At 52.1% G+C, this 24,556-nt stretch carries 23 protein-coding genes and 1 tRNA gene; 12 read left to right on the top strand and 12 right to left on the bottom strand.

Annotated elements, in window-relative coordinates; all coding sequences use genetic code 11:
- Positions 1-22 precede the first annotated feature (22 nt).
- The 3 genes from SPICO_RS06745 (at position 23) to SPICO_RS06735 (ending at position 3,560) form a co-directional block, all read left to right on the top strand.
- Positions 23-583, top strand: coding sequence for a cyclic nucleotide-binding domain-containing protein (locus SPICO_RS06745; RefSeq protein WP_013739920.1), 561 nt, complete (start codon positions 23-25; stop codon positions 581-583).
- A 125-nt stretch (positions 584-708) separates the two neighbouring features.
- Positions 709-2,577 (top strand): phosphoenolpyruvate carboxykinase (GTP), encoded by a 1,869-nt coding sequence (locus tag SPICO_RS06740; RefSeq protein WP_281047926.1) that lies wholly within the window; start codon positions 709-711, stop codon positions 2,575-2,577.
- Positions 2,578-2,663: 86 nt separating this feature from the next.
- Complete coding sequence (locus SPICO_RS06735; RefSeq protein WP_013739918.1) at positions 2,664-3,560, top strand: ribonuclease D; 897 nt, start codon at positions 2,664-2,666, stop codon at positions 3,558-3,560.
- A gap of 44 nt (positions 3,561-3,604) precedes the next feature.
- Here SPICO_RS06735 and SPICO_RS06730 read toward each other — a convergent pair whose 3' ends face one another.
- Positions 3,605-4,564, bottom strand: coding sequence for a ketopantoate reductase family protein (locus SPICO_RS06730; RefSeq protein WP_013739917.1), 960 nt, complete (start codon positions 4,562-4,564; stop codon positions 3,605-3,607).
- Positions 4,565-4,576: 12 nt separating this feature from the next.
- A complete protein-coding gene (locus SPICO_RS06725) occupies positions 4,577-5,038 on the bottom strand; it encodes a metal-dependent transcriptional regulator (protein WP_013739916.1) in 462 nt (153 codons plus the stop codon).
- Between the two features lie 173 nt (positions 5,039-5,211).
- Here SPICO_RS06725 and SPICO_RS06720 point away from each other — a divergent pair, with 173 nt between their 5' ends.
- A complete protein-coding gene (locus tag SPICO_RS06720; protein WP_013739915.1) occupies positions 5,212-5,451 on the top strand; it encodes a hypothetical protein in 240 nt (79 codons plus the stop codon).
- A gap of 48 nt (positions 5,452-5,499) precedes the next feature.
- Here SPICO_RS06720 and SPICO_RS06715 read toward each other — a convergent pair whose 3' ends face one another.
- The 3 genes from SPICO_RS06715 to SPICO_RS06705 all read right to left on the bottom strand — a co-directional run bounded on the left by SPICO_RS06715 (position 5,500) and on the right by SPICO_RS06705 (position 8,770).
- Entirely contained in the window at positions 5,500-5,985 is a 486-nt protein-coding gene (locus SPICO_RS06715) for a deoxycytidylate deaminase (RefSeq protein ID WP_013739914.1), read from the bottom strand.
- Between the two features lie 319 nt (positions 5,986-6,304).
- The gene (locus SPICO_RS06710; protein WP_013739913.1) at positions 6,305-8,485 is read right to left on the bottom strand and encodes a biotin/lipoyl-containing protein; all 2,181 of its coding nucleotides are present in this window, start codon (positions 8,483-8,485) and stop codon (positions 6,305-6,307) included.
- Positions 8,486-8,509: 24 nt separating this feature from the next.
- A complete protein-coding gene (locus SPICO_RS06705; RefSeq protein WP_013739912.1) occupies positions 8,510-8,770 on the bottom strand; it encodes a hypothetical protein in 261 nt (86 codons plus the stop codon).
- 229 nt (positions 8,771-8,999) lie between these two features.
- Between SPICO_RS06705 and SPICO_RS06700 the strand changes: the two genes are divergently transcribed.
- From SPICO_RS06700 to SPICO_RS06680, 5 genes are all read left to right on the top strand, one after another.
- Complete coding sequence (locus tag SPICO_RS06700) at positions 9,000-9,932, top strand: Mrp/NBP35 family ATP-binding protein (protein WP_013739911.1); 933 nt, start codon at positions 9,000-9,002, stop codon at positions 9,930-9,932.
- Positions 9,916-10,530 carry an NUDIX hydrolase gene (locus SPICO_RS06695; RefSeq protein ID WP_013739910.1) on the top strand — a complete coding sequence of 205 codons (615 nt, stop codon included), beginning with the start codon at positions 9,916-9,918 and terminating at the stop codon, positions 10,528-10,530. Before SPICO_RS06700 ends, SPICO_RS06695 begins: the two co-directional genes overlap by 17 nt.
- Before the next feature lie 49 nt (positions 10,531-10,579).
- A complete protein-coding gene (locus SPICO_RS06690; protein ID WP_013739909.1) occupies positions 10,580-11,356 on the top strand; it encodes an SIMPL domain-containing protein in 777 nt (258 codons plus the stop codon).
- A gap of 61 nt (positions 11,357-11,417) precedes the next feature.
- Entirely contained in the window at positions 11,418-12,668 is a 1,251-nt protein-coding gene (locus tag SPICO_RS06685; protein ID WP_013739908.1) for a hypothetical protein, read from the top strand.
- 76 nt (positions 12,669-12,744) lie between these two features.
- Positions 12,745-13,299, top strand: coding sequence for a hypothetical protein (locus SPICO_RS06680; protein ID WP_013739907.1), 555 nt, complete (start codon positions 12,745-12,747; stop codon positions 13,297-13,299).
- A gap of 34 nt (positions 13,300-13,333) precedes the next feature.
- Here the strand turns inward: SPICO_RS06680 and SPICO_RS06675 are convergent.
- Positions 13,334-13,405 (bottom strand) — tRNA-Cys (locus SPICO_RS06675).
- 86 nt (positions 13,406-13,491) lie between these two features.
- On the opposite strand from SPICO_RS06675, the gene SPICO_RS06670 reads away from it, so the two are divergent.
- A complete protein-coding gene (locus SPICO_RS06670; RefSeq protein ID WP_013739906.1) occupies positions 13,492-14,181 on the top strand; it encodes a hypothetical protein in 690 nt (229 codons plus the stop codon).
- A gap of 39 nt (positions 14,182-14,220) precedes the next feature.
- Here the strand turns inward: SPICO_RS06670 and SPICO_RS06665 are convergent, their stop codons facing one another.
- Positions 14,221-14,814, bottom strand: a complete 594-nt coding sequence (locus SPICO_RS06665) for a DUF6657 family protein (protein ID WP_013739905.1) — start codon at positions 14,812-14,814, stop codon at positions 14,221-14,223.
- A 221-nt stretch (positions 14,815-15,035) separates the two neighbouring features.
- Here SPICO_RS06665 and SPICO_RS06660 point away from each other — a divergent pair, with 221 nt between their 5' ends.
- Positions 15,036-16,283 (top strand): alanyl-tRNA editing protein, encoded by a 1,248-nt coding sequence (locus tag SPICO_RS06660; RefSeq protein ID WP_169310069.1) that lies wholly within the window; start codon positions 15,036-15,038, stop codon positions 16,281-16,283.
- 3 nt (positions 16,284-16,286) lie between these two features.
- Entirely contained in the window at positions 16,287-16,982 is a 696-nt protein-coding gene (locus SPICO_RS09875) for a YqaA family protein (protein WP_013739903.1), read from the top strand.
- Between the two features lie 65 nt (positions 16,983-17,047).
- Here the strand turns inward: SPICO_RS09875 and purB are convergent, their stop codons facing one another.
- The 5 genes from purB to SPICO_RS06630 form a co-directional block, all read right to left on the bottom strand.
- Positions 17,048-18,448 (bottom strand): adenylosuccinate lyase, encoded by a 1,401-nt coding sequence (gene purB, locus SPICO_RS06650; RefSeq protein WP_013739902.1) that lies wholly within the window; start codon positions 18,446-18,448, stop codon positions 17,048-17,050.
- Positions 18,449-18,633: 185 nt separating this feature from the next.
- On the bottom strand, positions 18,634-21,000 hold the full coding sequence (locus SPICO_RS10160) for an RCC1 domain-containing protein (RefSeq protein ID WP_013739901.1): 2,367 nt from the start codon (positions 20,998-21,000) through the stop codon (positions 18,634-18,636).
- Positions 21,001-21,278: 278 nt separating this feature from the next.
- Complete coding sequence (locus SPICO_RS06640) at positions 21,279-22,370, bottom strand: extracellular solute-binding protein (RefSeq protein WP_013739900.1); 1,092 nt, start codon at positions 22,368-22,370, stop codon at positions 21,279-21,281.
- A 325-nt stretch (positions 22,371-22,695) separates the two neighbouring features.
- Positions 22,696-23,964, bottom strand: a complete 1,269-nt coding sequence (locus SPICO_RS06635) for an adenylosuccinate synthase (protein WP_013739899.1) — start codon at positions 23,962-23,964, stop codon at positions 22,696-22,698.
- Positions 23,961-24,536: a phosphoribosyltransferase gene (locus SPICO_RS06630; RefSeq protein ID WP_013739898.1), complete on the bottom strand. Its 576-nt coding sequence runs from the start codon at positions 24,534-24,536 to the stop codon at positions 23,961-23,963. Before SPICO_RS06630 ends, SPICO_RS06635 begins: the two co-directional genes overlap by 4 nt.
- Positions 24,537-24,556 lie beyond the last annotated feature (20 nt).

Here is a 24,556-nt window from a genome sequence, read left to right as displayed (position 1 = left end):
ATATATGAAGGAGAGGGGAAGCATGGATTATCCGCTGGCTTCCCCTGGAGGGAGCATGGAAGAAAAAACCATACACCTGCAAGAAGGTATGATCCTGTATCAACAGGGAGATGAAGGGCGTTCCATGTTCCAGTTGCGTTCCGGCAAGATTGTCCTTTACCTTGACCATGGTACGCCAAAACAGTTCATGTTAGTGGAAATCAAGGAGCCAGGAACGATGTTCGGGGAGATGGGATTGTTGGCGGAAGAACCGCGTACCATGACCGCGGTAGCCATGGAAGATTCCGATTTGACTGAAATTGACATGGAGCATTTCAAGGAATTCAGTCGTAAACATCCGGACGACATGTGCCGGATAATCACAGACCTGAGCCGTCGGCTCAAGACAGCTCTCCATGAACTGACCAATGCCCAGGAAGTCGTGTACGGGTTGATTGAGGAGCAGGAGACCGGTCAGCCGCGCAAGGATGGTTTTCAACAGAAACTCAAAAGATTCACTGATCTTTTCTTTAATTATCCCAAGGATGTTCCTCCAGACGTATATCTGAGCAATTATATGCGCAATCATGGTGGGATGTTGTGAACCTTCCGCATGAAACGTGTCAAGTTCGTGGGTCATATTGCTAAAGAACGGGGAAAAGGGATATCTTTGAACAAGAACGTAATCTTCGGCGGACGTAAGTTTGCCGGTTGGTCAAGCATAAGGAGATGTCAATGAAACTGAATGAAATTCGACATGCTGGTCTGAAAAAGTGGGTTGATGAAGTCGCGGCTCTTACGACTCCGGACAACATTGTGATTGCAGATGGAAGCAAGGAACAGTACGACGCCTTGATTAATGAGATGGTGGATAGCAAGCTGGCCGTTCGTCTCAATCCTGCCAAGAAGCCTGGCAGCGTGCTTTTTTCTTCCGACCCTTCGGACGTAGCCCGTGTCGAAAAACGCACATACATCGCCTCCGAGAAGCAGGAGGATGCCGGTCCTACCAACAACTGGGTGGATCCCAAGGAACTGAAAGCTACGCTGAACGGGCTTTTCACGGGCAGCATGAAGGGACGTACCATGTATGTCATTCCTTTTTCCATGGGTCCTGTCGGCTCCGAGATTGCAAAGGTCGGCGTTGAGATTACTGACAGCGCCTATGTCGTCTGCAACATGCAGATCATGACCCGCGTCGGCAAGCCCGTCCTGGATGTCCTGGGAACGGACGGTTATTATGTCCCCTGTCTGCACAGTGTCGGCAAGCCCCTCGCAAACGGTGAGGCGGATAATGGCGTATGGCCCTGCGCTCCGATGGAGCACAAGTACATCGCCCATTTCCCTGAAACCCGCGAGATCATGTCCTATGGCTCCGGTTACGGCGGAAACGCTTTGCTTGGAAAGAAGTGCCTTGCCTTGCGCATTGCCTCTGTTCTGGCGCGTGATGAAGGCTGGCTGGCCGAGCACATGCTCATCCTGAAGATTACCAGCCCGGAAGGCAGGATTCGCTACATCACCGCCGCCTTCCCGTCCGCCTGTGGAAAAACGAACCTGGCCATGCTTGTACCCACCATCCCCGGATGGAAGGTCGAGACTGTGGGTGATGATATTGCTTGGATGAAGTTCGGTTCCGATGGTCGTCTTTATGCCATCAACCCTGAAGCTGGTTTCTTTGGCGTCGCGCCCGGTACCAGTGATGAGTCCAACCACAATGCCTTGGTCGCCGCCAGCAAGAACACCATCTTCACCAACGTTGCCCTCACTGAGGACAATGATGTCTGGTGGGAAGGAATCGGCTACGATGCTCCCGGTCCGCTTACGGACTGGCATGGCAATACATGGATTCAGGACAAGAACAACAAGGAGCAGCCGCCTGCCGCGCATCCGAACAGCCGTTTCACCGCGCCAGCCAGCCAGTGCCCGTCCATTGCTTCCGACTGGGAAGATCCAAAGGGAGTACCCGTCAGTGCCATCCTGTTCGGAGGCCGCCGCCCCAAGACCATCCCTCTGGTACACCAGAGCCGTTCATGGGAGCATGGTGTGTTCCTTGGTTCGATTGTCGGTTCCGAAGTTACCGCCGCTGCGCTTGACGTTGCTGCCGGAACCATCCGCCGTGACCCATTCGCCATGCTGCCGTTCTGCGGCTACCACATGGGCGATTACTTCCAGCATTGGATTAATATTGGCAAGAACGCTCCGGCTCCGGAGAAGCTTCCCAAGATTTTCTATGTCAACTGGTTCCGCAAGGATGACGGCAAGTTCATGTGGCCTGGCTACGGCGAGAACAGCCGTGTCCTTAAGTGGGTCTTTGAAGCCTGTGAAGGCACTGCCAAGAGCGTTGACACAGCAATCGGCATCATGCCGACTCCTGATGCCATCGACCGTCCTGAAGGCGTGACAGAGGAGACTATGAAGACTCTCCTGTCAGTAGATGTGGATGGCTGGCTGAAGGAAGTGGAGGACATCCGTGCCAATCACTATCCGAAGTTCGGTACTCATCTGCCCAAAGAGCTTTCCGCGTTCCTTGACACCCTTGAGAAGAACCTCAAGAAGGCCAAGGGCGGTTGTTGCTGTGGTTCTTCCGGCTGTTCCCGCTAGTATTGGTTTATGATTCATACGCGTCCGCAGGTTCCTCTGCGGACGTTTTTCATTACTTTCATTGTTTTCCTTGGAAGGTAGAAGATATGCGCGATTATACCATCATTGCCTCTGATGACGCCTTTTTGTCATTGCTGGACACCTGGAGACAGAAGGGCATCAACCTTGTGGCAATGGATTTTGAGGGGGAGTTTAACCTCCATGTCTATGGCGAACATCTCTGCCTCATCCAGCTTTATGACGGGCATGACTTCTATCTGATTGACCCTTTCATTGTTTCTGCCAGAACCTTGAAATCCTTTCTGGAGGCAGATGACATTGAGAAGATTATGTTCGATTGTGCCAGTGATGCTTCCTTGGTGAGAAAGCAATACGGCATTCAACTTAGGAACATCTGTGACCTGCGAGTCATGGCGATGGCCTTGGGATTCATGGGCAACCTTACGGGACTCATTGAACAGTATGTTCCTCGGAATGTTCCCTTGATCGCGGAATCTACGGATTCATCGGAAAAATCGGGCTCGAAGAAGAAAAACCAGATGACCAACTGGATGAAACGTCCCTTGACTCCTTCCCAGCTTGTCTATGCCCTTGAGGATGTCGCACATCTGTTCGTGCTGCGCTCTGCTCTGGTCGCTGAAATTGCCAAAGCGGGGCTTGAAGAAAAGGTAGCCGCGCTGATGCGGCTTGCTCCACTTCCGAAAGGCCCTGAAAAGCCAGGATGGGAGAAACTTCCCGGATGGAGATACCTGTCCCGGACAGCGCGTTCCTTTGCCCGCGCGTTTTTCTTGGTTCGGGATGATATTGCCCGGAAGCGTAATGTTCCTGCTGCCCGCGTCCTTGATAAGAATTTGCTTGTCTCTTTATCCCGAATGGCGCCATTGTCACGTTCCGCCATGGAAGACGCCTTGGCCGTCTGTCCAGCGGCTGACAAGCTGCTTCCCCTCATGATGGAAGCCCAGGAAAAGGCAGCAAAGAAATAATGAACACAAGAATGAATATAATAACGAACACCCAAGTGGCGGTTTCAGGAAGCTGGCAGGTTCAGCTTCTGTTTTGACCTCACCTGTATCTGCCGAACCTTATCCACTGCATCAAGCAGTGTGAAGATATACTGGCACATCGGCGCGGGGAAGCCATTCTCTCTGCTGATGCGGGCTACCGTACCGCAGAACCAGCGGTTTTCCGTTGGTCGCCCATATTCAATATCTTGCCGCATGGAAGTCCAGCTGTCGGGAGGCATCTGGTCAATGATGTTTTTGATGACATCCCTGTCCTTTTCCGAAAGGATGACGCCCCGTGTTGCTCCTGCCATGGTCACTTCAGCGAATATCTCATTGAGACATTTCACGACTTCAGGCACATTTCTCATATCTCCCAGGCTGGCATGCGTCAGAGCCGAGAGTGAGTTGTACATGGTGTTGAGTGCAAACTTGAGCCAGAGCTCATGAAGGATATCGTCAGGAATGACAGTCTCGATGCCGCTTGACGAAAGTATCTGTTCCACAGCCGTGAGACGGGGAGTGCGCATGTTGTCCTTTTCTCCAAAGACAATGCGACCCGGTGCTGTGACTGTGATGTCCTTGCCGTCATGACGGGAGCTAAGGGCAGTGACGAAGCCATAAAGCAGTTTTTCAGATCCGTATGCGCAGGCAAGTTCTTCTTCACTGTCTATGCCATTGAGAAGGCTGAGTATGGTAGTTTCCGGCCCGACATGGTTTTTTATAGCCTTCACCGCTTCATTCAGGGAGGTATTCTTTGTCGCAATGATTATCAAGTCCACCGGCGGCACGGTCTCCTGCGGAGAAATGAAGGAGAGATCCTGGCGTTTCCCATTTATGTGGATACCGTCCTTCTCATACCGGATTTTTCTCTGTCTATCTACGATGAACTTGACTTTTTCCCGTCCCAGTGACGCGGACAAGATACTGCCATAATAGCCGCCTACGGCACCTGCTCCGATGACTGATACTGTTGAGATTTTCATGATGGGAACCTTTTATTCAGCTTTTTCCGCTGTTGCTGTATTTCCGGCGGTCTCCGGATGTTTAATCAGGAAGTCTGTTTCTTCATCATGACACCAGCATTCTTCTTTGTTCATGTACCGTCGCATGGCGTTGATGGTATCGCAGCTGATTACATGCTCAATGGCGCAGGCATCCGCATTGGCTGTCTCATAGTCCAGCTTCAGGGCACTGGTGAAGAATTCCAGGATGGTATGATGTTTTTTCGTGGTGTCTTTGGCAAAGTGGATACCGCGTTGCGTCAGATAAATTTCCTTGTACGGTTCAAAACTCAGGAAGCCTTTTTCCATCAAGGAGCCCATGGCGCTGTTGGCGCTTGCTTTGGAAACCCCCAGGCGGTCGGCGATATCCGTCAGCCTGACACCTTGACCTTCCGGTGCCAATTCATAGATTGCCTCCAGATAATTCTCCATGGTAAATGTCAGTTTTTTCTTCATGAAAGAGTTTCTCCTCAAATGATTTTGCGGCATCCTGTGCTTAGATACTACTAAGAAACCCGACGAATGCATAGGGAAACAATAATCTGGATATTTATTGCTTTTCACGTAACGACGCTATATTGTAATAAGCCTCTAATAAATAATGTTTGGTATCTTATAGGAAGAGGGCTATGAAAAAAGTTTTTATTGTGGTTCTGATTATTGGGGCAATACTGCTTTCTTTATACGGCTATGGCTACTATAAAGCTTCAAATCAAGTCAAGAACGGAACTTTGAATCTGATTACTCTGGCAATGACGTATGATTCCCTCAATCCAATTTCTCAAAAAGGGTATATAAAATACATCAAGGATAATACCGACGCACCCGCGAGAATAAACAGTTTTTTTGAAGGATTCCCCGGACAATAAAAAGTAGTATATAGGATTCAGTATGCGGGAATCATCATGGGCGGTCTCTCAGACTTTCAGTTCAATGACCAGACGTTTTCCGGAAGGTGTAATCTGCCGCAGCCTGACCTGTGCCTGTCCGAACATCCTTTTTGAGGCTTTGACAGCGTCAGTATCGGCGTATTTGTCGGAAAGGTAGACTATTTCCACAATGCCGGCTTGGATGATTGCCTTGGCGCATTCATTGCAGGGAAAAAGAGCGACATAGAGGGAACTGCCTTTCAGGTTACCGCTGCTGTTCAGGATTGCATTAAGTTCCGCATGGCAGACAAATGGGTACTTTGTTTCAAGAAAAGCGCCTTCACGCTCCCATGGCAGGTCATCGTCATTGCATCCGCTTGGGAAACCATTGTATCCAACGCCCACTATCCGTTTCTCAGGACTGACGATGCACGCTCCGACCTGTGTGCTGGGATCCTTGCTGCGCATGGCGGACAGAAGAGCTACTCCCATGAAATACTCATCCCATGAAATATAATCAGGTCTTTTTGGCATCAGTGAACCTCCTTGTCCATGAAGCCATCATAACTGAAGCAGGCTCATGGAACAAGGTATGCAGTCTCAGATATCACATGTCTCGTCATCACAAGCAGGACCTTCCTGCAAGGGTTCAGGATCAGGACTCCAGTCAGGAGGAAGCGGATCCGCGTATCTTACGAATAATCTGTCATCCATCGTTCGGCTCCTTTCCCGGCACATCGTCCGGAGTGTCTTATGAAGAATACTCGTGGACATGCCTGGCGTCAATAAAAAGAAAAGTTGCCGCCTGATGTCCGGCGGCAACCTGCATGAGAGTGTAAAAGGGACAAAAAGCTCAGGCGATGACTACCAGAAGGTCGTCAGTACCGAGCTGCTGTCCAGCTGAAACAGCGATGGAGGCTACCGTGCCTTCGGCAGGAGAGAAGATTTCATTCTCCATCTTCATGGCTTCCATGACAAGGATGAGTTGGTTCTTCTTGACCTTCTGTCCGGGCTTGACCTCTATGCGCAGAACCAGACCGGGCATCGGAGCCTTGACCGGAGTGCCTCCGGTGACGTTCACCGGTACTACTGAAGCCGGAACGACCACCGCCTCAGAAACAGGGACTGGAGCGGAAGCTACAGGAGCTGGAGAAGGAGCGGCCGCCGGCGTGGCAGAAGCCGTACCTCCAATGGTGGCAAGCACATCATCTGTGTTCAACTGCTGTCCGACCGCAACGGGGATAGATGTGATTATACCGTCAACGGGAGAGAAGATTTCGTTCTCCATCTTCATGGCTTCCATGACAAGGATGAGCTGGTTCTTCTTGACCTGCTGGCCGGGTTTGACCTCTACGCGCAGAACCAGGCCAGGCATCGGAGCCTTGACTTCGGAACCGCCGGTCACCGTCACGCCTGCGGAAACTGCGGGGGAGGGAACCACTGCGGGAGCATCCACTACCGGAGCGGATACTGCCGCGGCGATGGCGGCGGCATCAATGCCATATGCCACGTCAAGCGGATATGTCTTGCCGTTGACCTCTACACCGTCCTTGCCAATCTTGACACCATAGGCAGTGCCATTGACCGTGACCGTGTATTCTCCGTTTTTCTTTGCAGTTTCCTCGGCCGGATCGGTCTTGCGTATGCCATTGGCCTTGCTCTTGCCCGTAAGGAACAGGATGCCCTTTTCCTTGCAGGACGCGGCAATGAAGATGTTTTCTTCAGTCTCCGGCACTCCGGCGTTCTTCAGAGCATCAATGGCGGCCTTGCGACCTTTCTTGGGATCGGCATCGTTGATATCCACGACCTTTTTCGTGGTGGGCTCAAGTTTCATCTGTTCGGCGGCTATCTTCACGACTTCAGGATCCGGAGCGACAGGTGTCTTGCCGAAATAACCCAGTACCATCTTGCCGTACCCTTCTGCAATTTTTTTCCAGGGTCCGAACATGACATTGTTGAAGGCTTGCTGGAAATAGAACTGAGACACCGGGGTGACGGAAGTACCGAAGCCGCCTTTGGCGACGGTCTCGCCCATCGCCTCGACAATTTCGGGATAGCGATCCATCAGTCCGTTGTCGCGGAGCATTTGGGTATTGGCAGTCAGCGCTCCGCCGGGAAGGGGGAAGAACGGGATGTTTGGGTTGACCGTGGTGGCTTCAGGCGGCGTGAAATAATCCTTCATGCAGTCCTCGAAGACGCGCTCGGCTTCCTGGATTTTCTTGATGTCGATACCCAAGTCATAGTCGGTATTGCGCAGGGCATGCCACATGGTGATGATGTCCGGCTGGCAGGTTCCGCCTGAAACGGGGGACAGGGAGAGATCCACCTGGTCGGCTCCAGCGTCCAGCGCATTGATGTACTGATTGATGCAGACCCCGGCGGTATCATGGGAGTGGAACACGATGTTCATGTCCTTGCCCAGCAGCTTGCGAGCTCTCTTGATTGTTTCGTGAACAATGGCGGGAACTGATGTGCCGGATGCATCCTTGAAACAGACGGACTGGAACTTGATGCCTGCATCCAGTATCTTGCGGAGTACGCCCTCGTAGAAGTCAGGGTCGTGGGCTCCTGTGGTTCCGGGAGGCAGGCTCATCATGGTGACTGTCACTTCATGGCGCAGTCCGGCTTCATTGATGTAGCGACCACTGTCCACCAGATTGTTGACATCGTTGAGGGCATCGAAGTTGCGGATGGTACTCATTCCATGCTTCTTGAAAAGGTCGGCGTGCAGCTTGATGATATCGCGAGGCTGAGAATCCAGGCCGACTACGTTGACGCCGCGGGAGAGAGTCTGTAGGTCGGAGTTAGGACCGGCCGTGGCGCGGAATTCATCCATCATGGCGAAAGCGTCTTCGTTGCTGTAGAAATACAGGGCTTGGAAACGGGCTCCGCCACCAGCCTCGAAATGGGTGATGCCGGCTTCACGAGCGGCGGCTACGGCGGGCATGAAATCTTTGGTGAATACACGTGCGCCATAGACGGACTGGAACCCGTCGCGGAACGCCGTACACATGAATTTGACTTTTTTCTTCATCAGATGATCCTTCGGCTGAACGCCTTATTTTTTTGACTTATCGAGAGCGACCGCAATTGCCGCCGCTATTTCCGCGTCCTTGGAGACCACGGATGATGGTGGGTTTGAAATCACTGCGTAAGGAGGAAGCGATGTTGCGGAAGTTGCTGGTTCCACGGTTTCCTCATGTATAGAGGATGGTTTCCTCACAGCTTTCAGGATAAGCGCAAGCAGGATGACAATTGTTATTTCCAAGACAACGGAAACGATTGGCGAAAAAACATAGAGCAGGTTCAAAGCTACCATACAAGCTCCTTTGGCAAGACTAGGTCGAGCCCTGTGACGGGCGCAACACTATAACTATAATAAATAATAATCCACCCTTTCAAGTGAGTTTATGCGTAAGTATGCCGAAGTATACCAACTATGCCGAAATTTTCACCGACTTGCCCATCCATGCGTCTTGGCGTATGGTATACGGGTAGGTCGCGGATGTCGCCGGAGCATACGTGACGGCTAATCCGGGAGGTGCGGTGTGGCAGGTGAATACATGGATTTTGAAGCTCAAATCACGCAGATGAAGAAAATCAAGGAACGCATGGATCGGATTCGCCGCAAGATACTGGTGATGAGCGGTAAGGGAGGAGTGGGCAAGACAACTGTCACTGTCAATCTTGCCAATGCCTTGGTTGACGCAGGACGGAAGGTCGGAGTCCTGGATACCGACCTCCACGGGCCCAATGTAGCAAAGATGTTCGGCGTGGAAGGCCGTCTCATGGAAACCGAGGATGGAACCAGTCTTTTTCCTGTCGAACCACGTCCGGGTTTGAAAGTCGTGAGCTTGTCCTTCGCGCTCTCTGATTCTGACGCTCCTGTCGTCTGGCGCGGGCCGATGAAACTGGCCGCCATCAAGCAGTTCCTGGCGGACGTGGAGTGGGGAAATCTGGACTATCTGCTGATTGATACGCCGCCGGGTACGGGAGATGAACCTCTTGCCGTCATCCAGAATCTGCCCGGTTTGACCGGGAGCATCATCGTCACTACGGCTCAGGCTGTCGCGGTCGCCGACTCCCGCAAGAGCGTCACTTTCTCACGGAGGCTTGGAGTCCCCATCCTGGGGGTCGTTGAGAACATGAGTGGTCTGCGCTGTCCTCATTGCAGCCATGAGATACCGATTTTCGGCATAGGCGGCGGAAAACTGATGGCACAGGATATGTCCGTTCCTTTCCTGGGACGGGTTCCTATTGAAGTTGAACTCAGGGAGGCGGAAGACGCGGGAACATCATGGGTATCAGAACCTGCCGCTGGCCCCAGTGCCGTGGCGCTTCGTGAGATAGCTTCCTACATTGATGCTCTGGAGGATGATTACCTGGAGATGATTGAAGCGGAGGCTAAGAAAGTAAAGGCGGAAGCTGATGAGGCGGACAAACGTACACAGGAGGAAAACCGCAATGGAGGATACGCATGAAGATGGTGTCGGCAAAGACATGACGGCGCACCTTGTCTGGGAAACCGAAGGACGGGAACTGGCGTGGAAAGGTCCTATTTTTGATGTATACCATGTGAAACGACATTCTTCGGATGGACGCTGTTCTTCTTTCATTGAAGTAGCCGCGCCGGAGTGGGTGACCATGTTGCCTTGGTACCGAGATGAGAAAGGAGTTCCGCATTTTGTCATGGTGGAACAGTTCCGCCATGGCAGCGGGACGGTGACCAGGGAGTTCCCGGCGGGAGTAGTGGAGAAGAATGAATCTCCTGAAGCTGCCGCGCGTCGTGAACTTCGGGAAGAAACCGGCATAGATGTCATGACGGTCAGTCTGTTGGGGAGGGTGAACCCCAATGCGGCTTTCATGAACAATTATTCAAATTTCTTTCTCATGGAAGGGTTCGAGGGGAAAGTGGTTCCCCAACAACTTGACATGAATGAGCAGATTGATATCATTTCCGTACCGGTTTCTGATGTCGTGCGTGACATGGGCAACAGTCTTTACGGAAACGGAATCATGATGATGGCGCTGGGGTTCTTTCTACGCGCGACATTTCATCGTCCCGGACTCTTGAGCTGAGTAACTTCAGAAGATTTCAATGGTTTATGAAGATAAGGAGAAAAGAAAAATGAAAGATATCCGTACTATTCGGAAAATCACTATGCGGAAAATAAGCGTGGTGGCGTTTGCTGTACTTGCCATTGTCGTTCTTGCCGGTTGTTCATCCTTGCAGGGAAACGTCAACGCTTCCGCTACATCGACCATCGAGGTATCGGGGACGGCGGTGGTCAAGGTTGCTCCTGATGTAGCTAGTTTCACTGTGGGAGTCACCCACCGTGCGCCGACTTCCGCAGAGGCTCAGGACGTGGTCATTGAGAAGATGGGTCAGATTCTCACGCTGGTGAAGAATGCCGGGGTGTTGGAGAAGGACATAGTGACGACGGCTCTGGATATGGGGCCTGAATATGAATGGCGGGACAATATCCGCGTTACCGTTGGCCAGCGTGCTTCCCAGAGGATTTCAGTGACCTACCGCTTGGCGGAAGACAGTGATGGCTTGGGCGGATTGCTTGCTGCCCTGGGACGGATTGATGCCATTGAGATTTCATCCGTCCGGTTCGGACGCGATGATGAAGAAGCCGCGCTTTCCGATGCTCGCGCCAAGGCGATGGGTGATGCCCTGTCCAAAGCCTCTGATTACGCAGCGGGGGCCGGACGGAGCGTAGGACGCGCCCTGCGGATCAGTGAAACCAACAGTTCTACGAATTTCCTTCGGAACGAATCACTGGAGCTTAAGACCGCAATGCCCATGATGGCAAGTGCTGACGCATACGCCCCTGTCGAGCTTCCTACGGGAGAAATAGAGATTTCCGCTACCGTTTACGTGGTCTATGTCCTTGACTGAAGCCTCCTATGCCTCCATTGGCGCGGATGTCCTTGGCAATCCTGTAATCAAGGGGTAGGCAATGGATATCCGCCGTCTTTCTTTGTGGGCCGGTCGCACCGCCAGCGTCCTGAGCAATGATGCCGTCCATGCCGTCATTGAGGATCAAGGCGGGATGATTTTGGAGTTCAGCGCCCCGAACCGTCTTGGTGGTCGTCTCAATGCTCATGGAGTCCCGTGGTATCATGGTCATGGCATGTCGGTCTACAATGATGACAACCATGATTTCTGGCGCGATGAACAACTTCTTTATCATCGTGCCGGAGGATATTTCAGTTTCCCCAATGTCGGCATGACTTCTCGTGTCGGAGATGTTCTGCATCCTTACGATGGAGCTTCATCCCGTGGGTACTGGATGGTCGAGAGGTATGGGACCGATCCGGAATTTGGAGGAGTCTGGCTTCTGTCCACGTTAAGGAATAAAGAAGATGGAAACCAGTGGCGCATCCGCAAGGTGGATGTGATGCTTCCCTTCCATCCTGTCTTGTACAGCGGATACATCATGACCAATACCGGTTCTTCTCCGCTTCAGGCCGAGGCTTCGTTCCAAAGTTTGCTCGGAGCGCCTTTCCTTGAAAGCGACAGCTACATCAGTTCCGTGGCTTCGCATTGGTATGTATCCGAGTATCAGGAACTGCCTTCCATACAGCGGCGGCTTCAACCAGGAGCTGTTTTCGAAAAGTTGAAGCAGGCTCCCGGTTTTGGGGGAGACACGGTTGATATGTCCGTCTTTTCCGGTATGACCGGTACTGCTGACTTCATCAGCGGTCTGGTTCCACGGGATGCGCCTCTTTCCTGGACTGTGGCGGTCAATCCCCGTCAACAGATGGCGTATGTCGTTTTTGCTCCCGGCCCGGCGTACAGGGGGGAGGGTCATGTTCCGGCTGACTACACCCATTTTGGTTTCAACTATGGTGGTTTTCAACGCACCCCCTATGCTCTGTACGACGGAGGAACCGGTCTTTCCGGAGAAATTGTCTGCGGCATGGGGGTCTATCATAAGGATAGCGGCCTTGCGCAGGCAGTCGTGCAAGGGCAGTGTGATGGAGTGCCAACCTTTTTCACCCTTGAGCCAGGGGAAAATCGTTCATGGATGTCTGCGATTGCGTTCACAGCCTATGAGAATGCCCGAATGAATGCCGGCCTCCATAGTGTCGAGGCAACCCAAGACAGTCTCATCCTGAAAAGGACGAAGTCCGTCATCCCCATCCCTGCTGACACGTCCTTTCATGCTTTGAAGACTATCATGGGGAGAGTCGGATACTCTTTATGATGATGAGGCTGGAGAAATCCCGCGTCCTGCTTTTAGCGGTCTTGATTTTCTTAATTATATATTATAAGGGTTGCTTATGAAAAAGATGAAGATGATTTTTGCGATTGCAGTGGTATTGCTTGTCGCCTGTGTCACACCTGTCATGGCTCAGGACTTTGGTGTTGGAGTCCAGTTTGGAGTCTTTGTCACCGGGATTGTGGCTGATATTCCTGTTGGTCCGATTTCCCTGACTCCTGGTGTTGGCTATCCGTTTGGCATTAAGGCGTTTGCGAACATGTCGGAAAGCAGTGAAGACACTGAGGTGTTCAACGCCGCACCCGTTTTTTCTCTTGATGCAACCATACCCTTTGATTTCGGGGATAATTTCCGCCTAAAAATCGGCGCGGGAGCCTGGGCATTGACTCATATAAAAGACGGAACTTTCATGGGTACCGCTGGTTTGAAAGTGCGTCCGGAATTTTTTACTAATACCGGGAACTGGTCTGTTTTCATAAATGTGGACGTGCCGGTCATTGTTTTCTTCCCACGTGACAATGCCGACGGCACGCAAGGCATGAAGGTTGAGTATAATCCTTTATTGACCGTGTTTTCAGTTTTTACATCATCGCTCGGTGTGATGTATAGGTTCTGATAGAAGTTCTGACGGATACGGAGCATGGAAAGTAAGGTGCCGAGCGGATTCGAACCGCTGAATGAAGGTTTTGCAGACCTTTCCCTTACCGCTTGGGTACGGCACCATGATGCTTTGAAGTGAATTGACCTTAGCAGAATTTACACGGATAATCAAGCTATATGGATAAACTTCCATGGAGGGTCAGTGTATATGAAAAGAAAACATGTCGTAATCTTGCTTTTCCTGTTATTGCTTTTTTCAGGTACCATGGCAGCTTCCACTCTGCCCGAACCCGCGTCCTCTTTTGACGTCTACGAGTTTTGGTCCATTGTGGGCGCAGGATACGGCCCGCGCCTGAAAACTAATGTGGATCCTGCCATCGGCGAGGATTCCCGGCTTGATGGGTGGGGACTGAGTCTTTCCGCCCAAGGCTTCGGACGTCAGTACGGCTGGGGCTATTTTGTGCGCAATGACATCTTGTTTTCCGTGTCAACACAAGAAAACCTCGGTGTGTTCATGATGTTCTCCGGCGGTCCGCTGTATTCGTTCTATCTTGCTCCTGAAGCCGATGCGTTCCTGGGAGGAGGCTTCGGCATGACCATTGCCAGTCTACCCATTAGTGATGATGCCAGTTCCCTGAATCTGGGCTTTGCCATGGAGGGGGGTATCCGGTATGCCCTGTACTCTCCCCAGCTCAACCGCAGGAGCATAGGTATAGTCCTTGGTGTCGCGGCGCAATGCACCTTGCTCACGCTCAGGGAAAACAGTTTAGGAAAGGATGTTGCCATCTCCGCGCCTACTTTGTACGCCGTGCCCTACATCGGCTTTGCGTTCAACTTTGATGGCGTTCCAGGCAGCACTGTCTATAGTGGGTATCGCAGTCTGGGAATCTATTTCTGACCTTCCTTCCGTAGAGTGACAGAGTGACCAATAGAAGGCTCAGCCGAGAAGTTCCTTAAGCTGGGTTTTTGCTTGGTCGAGTGCCTGTCCGTACTGTGCGTCCAGTTGCTTGTAGTTGCGCTCCAGCAGTTTGATGAAGTCCGGATCCTGTTCTGCTTTCAAGGTGAAATTGGAACCGTACTGCTTGCGCATCGCTGCCTGTCTCTGTTCAAGGGTCGGTTGGTACTGTTGCTTGAGGCGATCAAGGAGTTCTTTCTGGACAGTGATGTACTGGTTGTAGAAGCCGATAATCTGGTCAAAAAGTCCCATGGCTTCAGGCTTCTCGCCTGCCAGAGCTACTATGAGGGTTCTCAACCTGTCCGCGGAGGCGTCATGTTGGTCGGCCTGGGGCAAGGAGATATTTGACAGCAGGGTGGTGAGTACGCCTTCCCTGACCGCGGCTTTGGCAGATGAGGGATAGGCTTCATATGCGGACAGGAAATCCTCGGACTTCCTGGTGATATCGGACAGGAAACCTCCTGACAGGCGTCTGCCTTCCGTAATGAGTCGGTCGCGGGAAATCTTCTCGGCGTCAATTTCTATGTCCTTGGTGCGTTCCAAGGCTATTTCCAACGCGGATTTTATACGTGCCATGACTGTCTCCTCTCACAGAGAAGATAATGAGAACAGCGGGCTTGGACAAGTCCGTTCCCATCGATACTTCTTGCGCAATGCTTCATGCGTTGCTCGGAAGAAAATCTCTCAGGTTCGGTTTTCCGGTATCAGCTTCTGGCTTTTTTCACCAAAGGTGGAAAGACTGTTAATTTTTTGTGACGCTCTTGTTTCATATGCCTGAATTGACTTACAGTTCTGATATGATGAACAAAGATTTCTTCCATATCCTTCCATACTCCCGTAGCCTGACGGCGCATGTAGCAGCCGTGGATTCATGGAAGAATCAACCTGCCCTCGTACTGGATTGTACTATTTTCTACCCCGAAGGAGGTGGTCAGCCCGGCGACAGGGGCATCATCAGAAAGCGCGGCATCGACAAAGGTGATTCCCTCACTGTCCAGGTTGTTGCCACCATCACAGATGAGGCTTCCCGCATCCTGCATATCCTTGATAAAGAGACATCCTTGGTTCCGGGTGATGATGTCACGCTTGAGCTTGACTGGGGACATCGGTACGCCTACATGCAGATGCATACTGCCCAACATATGATCAGTGGTTTGGCACATACGCTTTTCGGTATCGGCACGCTCTCCGTTCATCAGGGAGCGGAGGGGCTGACCATTGAGACTGACCGTTCCGATATTCCCATGGAAACAATCATCATCCTGGAGGAAGCTGTAACCTGCGCAATACACCGTGATATTCCTGTCATCAGCCGTGAAGTGAGCCATGCGGAAGCCACGCGCCTTGGTCTGCGTCGTTCCATCAAGGTCGAGGGGGATGTCCGCATTGTGTCCATCGAAGGCATCGACCTGATGGCATGCGGAGGCGTCCATGTGGCAAGAACCGGGGAAGTCCGTGCCGTGCGATATGCTGGTTCCGAGTCGGTACGCTCTCATGTGCGTATGAAATGGCTCACCGGAGATTCTGTCCTGGAAACCGAACGTCAGGCACGGGCCATCATAGGGGAATTGACCACCGTGCTATCCGCCCCTCCGGAAGATATTGTTTCCTCCGTGACAGCCCTGCAAGTTTCCGCGATGCAGAGCCGTCATCAGGCGGAACAGGCCATGGAGGAAGCCGCGTTCCTTCATCTGCTGGCAAAGGCAGCCTCCACTCCCGACACATACGGCGGGACGCCTGTCGTGACCTGGGACGTGCCCGCGGCGTCTTTCATGGAGTTGAAACACGTGGCAGCGGCCATACCAGCCTGTGGCTCCATCATCCTCTGCGCAACCCGTGAAACAGAGGGAAAGACGGCATGGTGCATTGCGTTGAAGGATGCCGCATGTAATTTTGAGACAATCCGTACAGAAGTCTTGCTTCCTTTGGGAGCAAAGGGCGGCGGGAAAAGCCCTCTGTGGCAAGGCATCGCGCCTGTGCCAGCTGTTCGTTTGATAGAAGATTTTCTGAACTTCATGAAGAAAAACAAATCAGATAGAGGATGAGATATGGGTGATGACCAGAATAGTGAGTACAGGAATGAAGACACCGAAAAACCAATGATTACAAGCAAAAAAGAAAAGATTGCTGCTTTCTTCAAGAAATTCACCTTTGATGATTTCATTTCAACGGAAGGGGAATTGAACTGGGTTTTTATCGTGCGCAGGGGAGCAGTCCTTGTCCTGATTTTTATCCTGTTCTATCTGGCAATCATGTATGTCACTACGCGGCATTTTGAACAGTTCGCTCACAACATCAGCACTACCATGGGCTCATGGGGTGTCGCGTTGGTTGCCGCCATTGATGGTATGGTCATGGCTCCGGTGAGCGCCGACATCCTTTTTCCCTTCATTGTTCAATCCCGATGGACCATAGTACGTGTCATGATGTTCATGGGACTGGCATCGGCAGTAGGTGGGTACTGCGGATACTGGATAGGTCGTCTTTTTGACAAAGTACCGTTTGTCCGCAGGATGATTGATTCAATCCCGGACAAGGTGAATCGTCTGGCAAAGCGTTATGGAGCATGGGCAGTGGCTCTGAGCGGCTTGTTGCCTATCCCGTTCTCCGCCATATGCCTGCTTGCTGGTGTACTGAAAGTGCCGCATCTCTCCGCGTTGACAGCTATGTTGACGAGAATACCCCGTATGGGAATTTATTATCTCCTGTTTGCCGCAGGAGGGAAGTTGGTCAGTTTTCTATAAATCATGAATCCCAGGCGGAGCGATGACAAGCCGACGGCGAAACAGAAAGTGATTGGGCAGGGAAATCAGGAAATGGCTTTCCGTATCCGTGCTATGACCATCCAGGTTCTTTCCGGAGCGTCCCCGACATAGGAATCCGCCACCATCAGTCCCTGGACTTCTTCCGGTTCCATGTAGCCAGCGATTTCTGGTGCCGTGGCAAGGGATTCGGCCAGGGTATTCTCTCGTCCGTTCTGGACATCTGCCCAGGCTCTGAGGGAATGTTCTCTGATCACTTCATGCATTTCCTGCCTGTCTGCGCCCCTGCGTCCCAGTTCCATCAATACTCGTTCGGTGGCGGAGAACACGCCGTAAGAGGCAAGGTTCCGTGAAATTCCCGCTTCATGAAGATTCATGCCGCTGACGACCTTTGCGGCAGTGGATAATGCTTCATCCGTTGCAAGAAATGCTTCGGGAAGAAGAATGCGGCGGTTTGCGCTGTCGTCAAGGGTTCGTTCCAGCATGGTATGCGCGGCATTCTGCCATGCCACGGCGGGGAGTCCGGATACATAGCGGCAGAGGCTGTCAATCTTTTCGTTGTGTATGGGATTGCGCTTGAAGGGCATTGCGGATGAACCAACCTGTTTGGCGGCGAACGGCTCACTCCATTCTCCTATGGGAGGGCTTTGGAGCAGGCGGAAATCAAGGGAGAACTTGTACAGGGATGCGGCGATTGTCGCCAGGAGGTTGATGACCCTGACATCCTGTGTACGGCTGTAAATTTGGGTCGCGGCATCGAATGCCTGTATTCCCATTTCCTTCATTACCGCCGTTTCCATCTGCCAGGGGGAGACTCCGGTTCCCTTGAGCAGCTCGGCATAGCTTGCCGCGGTTCCTACGGCTCCCTTCATTCCTTTTCCTCTGATTGTGGAACGGACATGTCTCAGGTCTTCAAGGTCGTCCATGAGGTCCTGGGCTGTCTGGGCAAGGCGGTAACCAATTGTGGTGGGTTCAGCTGGCTGGATGTGGGTGAATGCCATGCAGGGGATTGCGGCAGTGGTTTCCATTTTTGTGACGAATGCGCCCATGAGAGACATGAGTTTTGCTTCTATGATGTCCAAGCTTTCTTTGATGCGGACAGCGTCCACGTTGTCCAGCACGTCCATGCTTGTCGCGCCCAGGTGGATGATACTTCCCGCGGTGGGACACTGGGAGGCAAAGACTTTGATTTCGGCCATCAGGTCGTGATGGATTTCCGCTTCAATGCGGGATGCTTCGTCTATGTCAATGTCATCTTTGTGTGTTTCAAGTTCCTTGACTTGTGCCGCCGTGACGATTCCGGCAGTCTCCTGAGCGCGGGCAAGGGCTATCCAGAGGCGTCTCTGCAACGTGCGCTTGTGAATCTCCGACCAGATTTCCCGCATGGCGGACGAACCATACCGCCAGGTGAAGGGTGAAATGAACGTATCATGGGAATAGGTGGACATTGATTGCCTCCGTGAGGATGAGTTGCGGGCAGTATATCATGGGACGGGCAGGCATGGACAGGAGCTGGAGGATACTCCCCATGCGAATGGCCTCCGAGCATGATGGACAGGAGGAAGTGGCCGACGCGACGGAACGATTTGTTAATCGGTCGGCGTGTGCGTCGGTATTTGTCCCCTGTCTTCTATCAAAAGATGATTTGTACAGGCCTACTTCTGTCTGTCGTAGTGCCGTCACCCAATTGCCCGTTTGCGTTGCTTCCAGTCCCCCAGAGCGTGCCGTCCTTCTTCAGAATCATTGTGTGATTGTTTCCGGCGGAGACAGCCGCGACATTTGTCATGACTTTCACGGGCGTAGTTTTGTTTGTCTTGGTGCCGTCACCCAGTTGTCCACGATCGTTGAGTCCTGTCGCCCAGAGCGTCCCGTCATTCTTCAGGATCATCGTGTTTTGGGATCCAGCGGAGACGGCAGCGACATCCCTCATGACCTGTACTGGCGTGCTTGTGACGGTCGCAATGCCGACGTTACCCAGTTGTCCCTCCGCGTTGCTTCCTGTCGCCCAGAGCGTACCGTCCTTCTTCAGGATCATCGTATGATTGTTTCCGGCGGAGACGGCAGCGACATTTCCCATGACCTTCACAGGTGTGTATGCGGTTGTTTTGGTTCCGTCACCTAATTGTCCAGTTAAGTTGTTTCCTATCCCCCAGAGCGTGCCGTCCTTCTTCAGAATCATCGTGTGATTGTTTCCGGTGGAGACGGCCACGACAGCACTCATGACCTTCGCGGGCGTGCTTCTGTTTGTCTTGGTGCCGTCACCCAGTTGACCATATGTGTTGAGTCCTGTCGCCCAGAGCGTGCCATCTTTCTTCAGGATCATCGTATGATTTGATTTGGAGAAGACAGCCGTGGCATCACGACCCATTGATGTGATTTTCACGGGCGTTCTTCTCTGGATCTTGGTACCGTCACCCAATTGACCATATGTGTTGTTCCCTGTCGCAAAGACTGAACCGTCATTCTGCATGATTATCGTGTGTTCGTCTCCAGCCGAGACAGCCGCGATATTACTCATGACCTTCACAGGCGTCTTTATGAGGTTTATGGTGCCGGTACCCACTTCTCCAGAACCGTTGCTTCCGGTTCCCCAGAGTGTGTCGTCATTCTTCAGGATCATCGTGTGATACTGTCCAGCGGAGACAGACTTGACTCCTCCCTCCATTCGCCAGATTGCATGGAGCGTCATGTCATGGGCGGGCATGATGAAGGAGGAGTTGGCGGCATACCGGACTCCCGTGCCGTTAGAAGCCGTATCCCATCCATCGAAAGAATATTTACCATTCTTCCTCAGCGTTCCGGGACCCGGCACTATGACTGTGTTGCCCGCATAACACTGTATCCATTTCGGTACGTCTCCACTCGTGGCTCCGTTGCCATCAAAAGAGACGTGGTATTCCTTGTATTCCTTGATTGCACCCCAGTTCCCGCCGTCACCGGTGTCCCAGTCCTCGATTCCAATTTCGATTTTGCCGACGGTGCCGTCACTCGCATTCAGTGTCATGGTGTAGATATGCTGTTTGCCCGCGTCAAAGTGAATCAGGTGTTTATCTTTGTCCGCTACGGACGTCGCTTTCCATGTGTATGCAGTATCAGTGCCACTACCATCAGTCAGGACAAACTCCAGGTCCAGGGCATTCAATAAAGCAGTGGAGTGAGCCGTAGGTATCAACACACCTTCAAACTGGCGCTTTCCCGCGGCTCTTTCCGTGGCGGTAAGCGTATCGGCGGAAATGTCCTTCATGACAATAGACTCAATGACGCTGGCAGCATCCAAGGTTCCGTCATTCAGGTTGATTGCGGTTTTCGTGTTCAAACCTTTGACCGTAGCAGTAAATCCACTGGTAGCATCATTGATAGCTGTGGCGTCAACAGTCGTGCTCGGCTTGATGTTGACCAGCAGACGGGAAAGAGCGTGGTCAAGTTTCAGCCGTACCGTTGATGTATTGTTCTGTACATTGTCGGTGCGTCCCCACAGGAAGTCAGCCTTTCCGGTATCCTGTTCCCCGGAACCCGGATAGACATTTATGGGCAGAGCCGTGGTATTGGCGATGGGAGACACGTAAGGATAGTAGGCGATGAAGTCGAAGTGTGTAGTGGGAGGATTGGAGATGTCGTCCCACTTCAAGGTGTTGGCATTATCAGCAGGAGTGAAGCCGGAAGTCTGGAAGGCCGTGTCAGCCGTGTAGTGTCTGTTTGCACGTTCTGGGGCGGCAGTAGCTGCCGTGCCAGTACCATGTTCCAGCATGTAGATGCCGACAGCATCATTGGCTTGCCATTCGGAATCACCGGAACTAAGGCGCTGCCTTCGTTCCTCTCCTTTTACCTGTCGGTAATACTTGTGTTGTCCACATCGTTCACAATCAGCCGTGGCCTTGCGCCCTATCTCTGAGGTGAAGCGTACTTCGTTGGAATGTGAAACACATACTTTGCTGTCGCATGAAACAAAGACGAAAAGCACCAAGAGGATGCTTGCAAAAACAATCCCATTTTTTCTCACTTTTTACCTTCCTCCATGAAAAACCAAAGATCATTCATCAAAAAATAATGAAATGACGGCTTAACGTATGGCATAGCGGTAATGAGTTTCAATTACCCGAAAGTATGATTTTGACAAAAAAGCATATAATACTTTTGGGTGATACGCATCTAAAGATGCGGATATTGTCACCTGAGTTTCAGTTTAAACGTGTATGAGTAAAAATGGAGACCATAAAAAAGAGGTTGCCGCAAATTTTTGCGACAACCCCTTCCGTTAAATAGGGAAAAGACAGGAATCTATTCAATGTACCGGATCGTCTCCCATGCCCGGTTGTACTCCTGTAGGTAATCCCCCAGGTCGGCCTTTTGTTCGTAGTCAACCATTTCTTCGGTCGTGTAGAAGGGCACCGTGGTACGGAACTGCTCTGCGTCAGGATTCACCGATGCAGGGAAGTGGAAACGGTCAAGGAACTGCGCATAGATTTCCGGCTTGTGGATGAAGTTGATGAATTCATGAGCCAGGTTGATATTCTTGGCTCCCTTGGGAATAACAAAGGAGTCAATGTACATGGGGCCGCCTTCCTCTGGCAGGAAGAAGTCAACCTTGCTCCACATGTTCTCCGGCAATTCTTCGAAGATGGCTTCCGCATATCCCTGGATGATCCAGAACTCGCCTGCGGAGAAGCTCTTGGCAAAGCCCTCGGCATCGAACTTCACCAGGTTCGGCTTCCATTTCGCGTTGACCAGAGCGCGGGCCTGCTCCAGTTCCGCAGCGTCCTTTGTGTTGACCGAATAGCCCAACGATGCCAGGGCGTCCCCCAGAACCTCGCGCATGTCATCGAGCATCGACATGCGGTTGGCATAGTGGGAGTCGGCGAAGATGTCCCATGATTTCGCATAGCCCTTCACAAAGTCAGTGTTGACCGCGACGCCGGCAGCGCCCATGTAGTAGGGTACGGAATATTCCATTGCCGGATCATAGGTCGCCTTGGAACGCACCAGCTCCCCGACATGGACAAGGTTGGGAAGCTTGCTGTGATCCAGGGGCAGGAGCATGTTCAGGTTCTTCATGATGGAGACATAATCACCCGATGGAAGGATCAGGTCATAGCCTTGGCCGCCAGCCATCAGCTTGGCGAACATCTCTTCGTTGGACGCATAATAGTCCAGCACGACATCCACACCAAATTCCTTCTCGAATGCCTCAATCACGGAATCCGGGGTATAATAGGACCAGTTGTAAATGTACAGGGTTTTTTCCGCTGACCGGGATGTCGCGGAATCCTTAGAGGATGAAGATCCTCCACAAGCGGTGGCGAAAAGGACGAGCAGACTTACGAGGAAGATGATGCAGATCCTTGTGAAAGTGGTTCTGGCAGGTTTGCGCACGGCGTAACCTCCTTATATGCTGTATCGGATATCATCCGTTTGGGTCATGTCAAAGGCAGTACCCAAGGATAGTATGGTTCTGTATACGGGGATGGAGATGGATGTGAATATCAAACCGGAAGAGTTCCCTTGTATGCCAAAGCGGTCAGGGAGATGATAGGATGTATGAAAGTGGTGCATGGTTTCATGTGCATACCCGCCTTTCTCTTGATAGGTTTGTGAGCGAATATTTCGTTATTTTTGCTTTTGCGTCAAGCACCTTTATAAAAAAAACGCGCTTTTCTCGCAAGAAAGGCGCATTTTTATTTTAAATGTTAATAAAGTGTTATCTTACAATGATTTGGTCTCTTTCTGGGCCAACGGAGACATACGAGGCTCGCGCACCGGAAAGGCTTTCAATTCTCTGGATATATGCCTGGGCGTTTGGAGGCAGATCCTCCCATGCGCGGGCTCCGGTGGTCGGAACAAGCCAGCCGGGCAGTTCCTCGTAGATTGGCTCCGCTTTTTCTTGGCCGCCGGTCTCCGGCAATTCGGTGACGACCTTGCCGTCAACCATGTAGCCAGTGCAGATTTTCAGCGTCTCGAAAGTATCAAGGACATCCAGCTTGGTGATTGCTATGTCAGTGAAACCGTTGATCCATGAGGAATAGTCGGCCGCGACTCCATCAAACCAGCCGCAACGTCGGGGACGACCGGTAGTCGCTCCATATTCTCCGCCAATTGCACGGAGCTTGTCACCGGTCTCATCCTTCAACTCAGTGGGGAATGGCCCGCCGCCGACACTGGTCGAGTACGCTTTCACCACGCCAATGACACGGCCTATGAGACGCGGGGAGATACCCGCGCCGCTGCATGTGCCGCCGGAGGTGGGGTTGCTGCTCGTCGTATAGGGATAGATGCCCCAATCGAGGTCACGCATCACACCAAGCTGTCCTTCCATGAGGATGGCTTTATCTTGCTTGACCGCCTTGCGGAGGATGCTCACGCTGTCGGTTATGCGATGGCCGAAACGGATGCGCCATGCAGAAGCAAGGTTCATGATTTCATCCACGGTGACTTCGGGTAGTCCGAAATACGCCAGTTCGCGGTTCTTTCCTGGCAAAAGCATTTCAAGGCGTGTGCGAAGACGGGTCTCATCCATGATGTCCATAGCTCGGATTCCCTTGCGGGAGGCTTTATCACTATAGCAGGGTCCTATGCCTCTCTTGGTCGTGCCAATTTGCCATGAGGATGAACGGGAGGCTTCTTCCGCGCCATCGAGCAGGCAATGGAAAGGCAGAATCAGGTGCGCCCGTTGGTCGATGTAGAGATTCGTGGTATCGACGCCTTTTTCTTCAAGCGCCGCAAGTTCGGTCGCCATGGTGTCGAAATTGACCACGGTACCCGCTCCGACGATGTTTATTGTCGCTGGATTGAAGATTCCGGAAGGAATGATGTGGAGCGCGAACTTTCCTTTGTCGTTGATTACCGTATGACCGGCGTTGTCACCGCCCTGATAGCGGACTACGACATCCGCTTCCTGGGCAAGGTAATCCACTATCCGTCCTTTTCCTTCATCGCCCCATTGGGCGCCGACAACTGCCGATATGCTCATCTGGTCGCTCCTTGCGTGCTTGTGGCTTTTGCGTCATGGCGAGTCGTCTGACTGTGGGCGAGCGCATCATGTTCATCTATGTCCATGGCATCCCATGGATATTTTATCCATATGTCCTCAACCTGCGCCCCTGCAAAATATCTGGTGATTTCCGCGGGGAATTCCACATCCTTCTGTTTTTCCTTGTTATGGAGGACAAGGACGGCAATTTCCTTCGGATTGTATTCAAGCAGTTCGCCAATGCAGTAGCCAAGGGTGGCGCGGGAGTCATCCACTTCATCGATAAGGAGTATTTTCTTGTCATGCAGGTTCTGCCTGACCTCATCTATCCATTGTATCTTGGAGGGTTTGTTCCTGTGTTGATCCGCGACTCCGTAGTAGGATATTCCTACCGCGTAGATAGGACGGTTCACGAATGACTTGAGGATGCGGGCAGGGATGAAGCCGCCGCTGCCGATTGCCACGATGACATCAGGAACAAAGCCCGATGCGTTGACCTGTCCCGCGAGCTTTTTTATCAGGCGGTGGACATCCTGGTAGGTCACGTACAATGGTTGTCTTTCCTGCTTCATAACTTCTCCTTGCCGGTTCC

Origin of the sequence: Parasphaerochaeta coccoides DSM 17374, assembly GCF_000208385.1 — a bacterium.
Taxonomy (GTDB): domain Bacteria; phylum Spirochaetota; class Spirochaetia; order Sphaerochaetales; family Sphaerochaetaceae; genus Parasphaerochaeta; species Parasphaerochaeta coccoides.
Note: the sequence above shows the minus strand (reverse complement) of the source record. Positions and strands in the feature narration are given on the sequence as shown.

What these genes read in the sequence shown, in the direction of transcription:
- SPICO_RS06735 (WP_013739918.1), top strand. Translation starts at nt 2,664, where the DNA reads ATGCGCGATTATACCATCATTGCCTCTGATGACGCCTTTTTGTCATTG.
- SPICO_RS06730 (WP_013739917.1), bottom strand. Translation starts at nt 4,564, where the DNA reads ATGAAAATCTCAACAGTATCAGTCATCGGAGCAGGTGCCGTAGGCGGC.
- SPICO_RS06670 (WP_013739906.1), top strand. Translation starts at nt 13,492, where the DNA reads ATGAAAAGAAAACATGTCGTAATCTTGCTTTTCCTGTTATTGCTTTTT.
- SPICO_RS06690 (WP_013739909.1), top strand. Translation starts at nt 10,580, where the DNA reads ATGAAAGATATCCGTACTATTCGGAAAATCACTATGCGGAAAATAAGC.
- SPICO_RS06630 (WP_013739898.1), bottom strand. Translation starts at nt 24,536, where the DNA reads ATGAAGCAGGAAAGACAACCATTGTACGTGACCTACCAGGATGTCCAC.
- SPICO_RS06745 (WP_013739920.1), top strand. Translation starts at nt 23, where the DNA reads ATGGATTATCCGCTGGCTTCCCCTGGAGGGAGCATGGAAGAAAAAACC.
- SPICO_RS06715 (WP_013739914.1), bottom strand. Translation starts at nt 5,985, where the DNA reads ATGCCAAAAAGACCTGATTATATTTCATGGGATGAGTATTTCATGGGA.
- SPICO_RS06685 (WP_013739908.1), top strand. Translation starts at nt 11,418, where the DNA reads ATGGATATCCGCCGTCTTTCTTTGTGGGCCGGTCGCACCGCCAGCGTC.
- SPICO_RS06725 (WP_013739916.1), bottom strand. Translation starts at nt 5,038, where the DNA reads ATGAAGAAAAAACTGACATTTACCATGGAGAATTATCTGGAGGCAATC.
- SPICO_RS06705 (WP_013739912.1), bottom strand. Translation starts at nt 8,770, where the DNA reads ATGGTAGCTTTGAACCTGCTCTATGTTTTTTCGCCAATCGTTTCCGTT.
- SPICO_RS06635 (WP_013739899.1), bottom strand. Translation starts at nt 23,964, where the DNA reads ATGAGCATATCGGCAGTTGTCGGCGCCCAATGGGGCGATGAAGGAAAA.
- SPICO_RS06720 (WP_013739915.1), top strand. Translation starts at nt 5,212, where the DNA reads ATGAAAAAAGTTTTTATTGTGGTTCTGATTATTGGGGCAATACTGCTT.
- SPICO_RS06710 (WP_013739913.1), bottom strand. Translation starts at nt 8,485, where the DNA reads ATGAAGAAAAAAGTCAAATTCATGTGTACGGCGTTCCGCGACGGGTTC.
- SPICO_RS06695 (WP_013739910.1), top strand. Translation starts at nt 9,916, where the DNA reads ATGGAGGATACGCATGAAGATGGTGTCGGCAAAGACATGACGGCGCAC.
- SPICO_RS09875 (WP_013739903.1), top strand. Translation starts at nt 16,287, where the DNA reads ATGGGTGATGACCAGAATAGTGAGTACAGGAATGAAGACACCGAAAAA.
- SPICO_RS06660 (WP_169310069.1), top strand. Translation starts at nt 15,036, where the DNA reads ATGATGAACAAAGATTTCTTCCATATCCTTCCATACTCCCGTAGCCTG.
- SPICO_RS06680 (WP_013739907.1), top strand. Translation starts at nt 12,745, where the DNA reads ATGAAAAAGATGAAGATGATTTTTGCGATTGCAGTGGTATTGCTTGTC.
- SPICO_RS06665 (WP_013739905.1), bottom strand. Translation starts at nt 14,814, where the DNA reads ATGGCACGTATAAAATCCGCGTTGGAAATAGCCTTGGAACGCACCAAG.
- SPICO_RS06740 (WP_281047926.1), top strand. Translation starts at nt 709, where the DNA reads ATGTCAATGAAACTGAATGAAATTCGACATGCTGGTCTGAAAAAGTGG.
- purB (WP_013739902.1), bottom strand. Translation starts at nt 18,448, where the DNA reads ATGTCCACCTATTCCCATGATACGTTCATTTCACCCTTCACCTGGCGG.